We start from the raw sequence: 4,234 nt of genomic DNA on the forward strand, positions 1-4,234 counted from the left end.
TATTCCGGTGGACTACGCGTCCCACACCTGGCATGTGGAGGACATCGAGGCCGAGCTGGCGGACGTGCTCGCCCCTGTCTCTCCCCGTTCGGGTCAGGTGCCGTTCTTCTCCACCACCGAGGCCGGCATCATCGACATGGCCCGGCTGGACGGCGGCTACTGGTATCGCAATCTGCGTCAGCGGGTGCGTTTCGCGGATGCGGTCCAGGGTCTGGCCGACCAGGGGTATGCGGCGTTCGTGGAGGTCAGTTCCCATCCGGTGCTGGGCATGGCGGTCCAGGAGGCCGCCCCGCAGGCCGTGGTGGTGGGCAGTCTGCGCCGCAACGAAGGCGGCGGCCACCGTTTCCTGACCTCGCTGGCCGAGGCGTGGGTGCGCGGTGTCCCGGTCGACTGGACCGCCGTCCTTGCCGGCCAGGGCGCCCGTACGGTCGCGCTTCCCACCTATGCCTTCCAGCGCCGCCGCTACTGGCTGGAGAAGACCGCTCCCGTCCAGGCCCTGACCTCGGGTCAGAAGGTGGACGCCCGCTTCTGGGACGCGGTCGAACGCGAGGACCTGGAAGCCCTCGCCGACACGCTCCGGCTGCCGGACAGCAACCGGCTGGCGGAAGTCCTTCCCTCGTTGTCGAGCTGGCACAAGGGCCAGGTGGCCCGGTCGGCGGTGGACGGCTGGCGGTACAAGGTGGTCTGGAAGCCGGTCGGCCCAGGCGCCCGTGCCGCCGTGACCGTCACCGGTTGCTGGCTGCTCGTCGTCCCGCAGGAGCACGCCGACACCGACCTCACCACCTCCGTCTCTGATGCGCTGACTCGCCACGGCGCCGACGTACGCGTACTCGAAGTCACGTCGCGCCACGCCCAGGCCGACCTTCTGGACTCCGCGATCGACGAGGTGTTGGCCGACCCGGCGGCTCCCCTCAGCGGCGTACTGTCGCTGCTCGGGTTGGACGAGGCCCCGTTGCCCGGTCATCCCGTGCTGACCACCGGGGCCGCGCTCACCGTCTGCCTCCTCCAGGCTCTGGGACGGGCCGGAGCGAGCGCGCCTTTGTGGTGTGCCACCCAAGGTGCCGTGGCCGTGGGGGACCAGGAGCCGGTCTCCCGGCCGGCGCAGGCGGCCATCTGGGGGTTGGGCAGGGTAGCGGCCTTGGAGTTCCCGGAGCGCTGGGGCGGGCTGGTCGACCTTCCCGGGCGGGCTGGGGGACGGGACGCCGATGCTCTCTGCGCCGTATTGGCGGCGTACGGCGACAGTGCGGAGGATCAGGTCGCCCTGCGCGCCAACAGCACCTTCGTACGGCGTCTCGTGCCGGCCTCGCTGGCGCAACGGACGAACCCGGCCGCCGGGCGGTCCTGGAGGCCCCGCGGTACCGCCCTCGTGACCGGCGGAACCGGTGCGCTCGGCGCGCATGTCGCCCGATGGCTGGCACAGGGCGGCGCCGAGGAGGTGGTCCTGGTCAGCCGACGCGGTGCCACCGGCGACCAGGAAGCGGGCCTGGCGGCACTGGAGTCCGAAGTCGCCGCGCTGGGCGCCCGGTTGACCGTCACCGCCTGCGACATGGCCGACCGTGCGGCACTGGCGGATCTGCTGAACTCCCTGCGCGAGGAGGGCCGTACCGTACGCACGGTGGTGCACGCCGCCGGCGTCGGTACCCTCGGGGCGCTCGCCGATCTCGGCCTGGCGGAGTTCGCCGAGGTAACGGCGGGCAAGGTCGCCGGCGCACAGCACCTCGCCGAGGTCCTCGACCCGGCCGAAACCGATGCGCTGATCTTCTTCTCCTCCATCTCCGGCGTCTGGGGCGTCGCCGACCACGCTGCGTACGCCGCCGCCAACGCGACCCTGGACGCCCTCGCCGAGCACCTGCGCCGGACGCGCGGGCTGCCGGTGCTCTCGGTGGCCTGGGGTCCCTGGGACGGCGGCGGAATGATCGCCGAGGACATGCGCGACCCGCTGCGCCGCCGAGGCATCCCCGTCATCGCTCCAAAGCCGGCGATGGTGGCGTTGCAGGAGGCGCTGGACCACGACGACAGCGTCGTGGCCGTCGCGGACGTCGACTGGGCCCGTTTCGTGCCCGTCTTCAGCGCCGTCCGACCCGCACCGCTCATCGCCGCGCTGGAACCGGACAACGGACCCGGAGCCGCCGGGACGACCGGCGCCCGGGCACGGGACAGACAGGGCGCGGACGCCGGCGGGGACGCGGACACTGCGGCGGCGTCGACCCTCGCCCAGCGGCTCGGGGCCCTGCCCGCCACCGAACACGAGCGATTCGTACAGGATCTCGTACGAGCCGAGGCGGCCGCCGTCCTCGGCCATGACTCGGCGGACGCCGTCGACGCCGCGTACGCGTTCAAGGAACTGGGCTTCGACTCGGTCAGCGCCGTCGAACTGCGCAACCGTCTCACCTCCCGTACGGGACTGAAGATCCCGACGACCGTGGTCTTCGACCACCCCACTCCGCTCGCTCTCGCCGCCCACCTCCGCCAACTGGCGCTCGGCGACGGCACGGCACCACGGCAGCCGGACCCGAACCCGCTCGTGGCCAATGCCGGTTCGCCGGGCCACTCCACCACCGACGACGCCATCGCGATCGTCGGCATGGGGTGCCGCTACCCGGGCGGCATCGCCTCCCCCGACGACCTGTGGCGCATCGTCACCGACGGAGCGGACGTCATCACCGGCTTCCCCGCCGACCGGGGCTGGGACACGAGCCGGCTCTACGACCCCGACCCCGACCGGCACGGCACCAGCTACGTCCGGCACGGTGGCTTCCTGCACGACGCCGGGGAGTTCGACGCGGCCTTCTTCGGGATCTCCCCACGTGAGGCAGCGGCCATGGATCCGCAGCAGCGGCTGCTCCTGGAGACCTCGTGGGAGGCGTGCGAGCGGGCCGGCATCGACCCGAAGACCCTGCGCGGCAGCAACACCGGCGTCTTCACCGGCCTCACCGACCAGAACTACGGCACCCTGCTCAGCCGCAGCACCGACGGTACCGAGGGCTATCTCGTCACCGGCGCCTCGACCGCCGTCGCATCGGGCCGCGTCTCCTACGTCCTCGGCCTGGAGGGACCGGCGGTGACCGTAGACACAGCGTGCTCGTCGTCGCTGGTCGCGCTGCATCTGGCGGTACGGGCCCTGCGCTCCGGCGAGTGCTCGATGGCGCTGGCGGGGGCTGCGATGGTCATGGCCGACCCGGCGCCGTTCGTGGGCTTCAGCCGTCAGCGAGGCCTTGCCCCCGACGGACGCTGCAAGCCCTTCGCCGAAGCCGCCGACGGGTTCTCCCTCGCCGAGGGCGTGGGTGTGCTGCTGCTGGAACGGCTGTCGGACGCACGGCGCAACGGTCACCCCGTGCTGGCGGTGGTGCGCGGTTCGGCGATCAACCAGGACGGCGCCAGCAACGGCCTGACCGCACCCAACGGCCCCTCGCAGCAACGCGTGATCCGCGCCGCTCTCGCCGACGCTCACCTCACCGGCGGTGACGTGGATGTCGTCGAGGCGCACGGCACAGGGACGCGGCTGGGCGACCCGATCGAGGCGCAGGCCCTGCTGGCGACCTACGGGCAGGACCGGCCGGACGTACGGCCGCTGCTCATCGGCTCGCTCAAGTCGAACATCGGGCACACGCAGACCGCGTCCGGTATGGCCGGCGTGATGAAGATGGTGCTCGCGATGCGGCAGGGCCTCGTACCCGGCACGCTGCATGTGGACGCCCCGTCGTCGCACGTCGACTGGTCGGCGGGTGCGGTGTCGCTGCTGACGGAGGCCGTGGAGTGGCCGGAGACGGAGGGGCGTCCGCGTCGGGCGGGTGTGTCCTCGTTCGGGATCAGCGGGACGAATGCGCATGTGGTGCTGGAGGAGGCTCCGGTCGGGTCCGGGTCCGGGTCTGGGTCCGGGTCGGGGTCGGGGTCGGGGTCGGGGTCCGAGCCTGAGCCGGAGGATGCCGTTGTGCCGGTGTTCGTGGCTGGTGGTGTGGTGCCGTGGGTGGTGTCGGGTCGTGGTGGGGACGGGCTTGCCGGTCAGGCGGGCCGGTATGTGGATGCTGGTGTGGGTGGGTTGCGGCCGGTGGATGTGGCGTGGTCGCTGGCGGCGACTCGTACGGCGTTCGGGAACCGAGCGGTGGTGTTGGGTGCTGAGTCGGCTGAACTCGCCGTTGGCCTGGGGGTGTTGGCTTCCGGTGAGGTGACTGGTGCGGGTGTGGTGCGGGGTGCGGTCGCTGGTGGTGCTGACCGGGTTGCGTTCGTGTTTCCG

At 72.1% G+C, this 4,234-nt stretch carries 1 protein-coding gene; it reads left to right on the forward strand.

The features are described 5' to 3' along the window. The coding region (locus IE277_RS46250; RefSeq protein WP_189960091.1) for a type I polyketide synthase at window positions 1-4,234 on the forward strand (4,234 nt) is incomplete at both ends.

The organism is Streptomyces alanosinicus (assembly GCF_014650595.1).
GTDB classification, from domain to species: domain Bacteria; phylum Actinomycetota; class Actinomycetes; order Streptomycetales; family Streptomycetaceae; genus Streptomyces; species Streptomyces alanosinicus.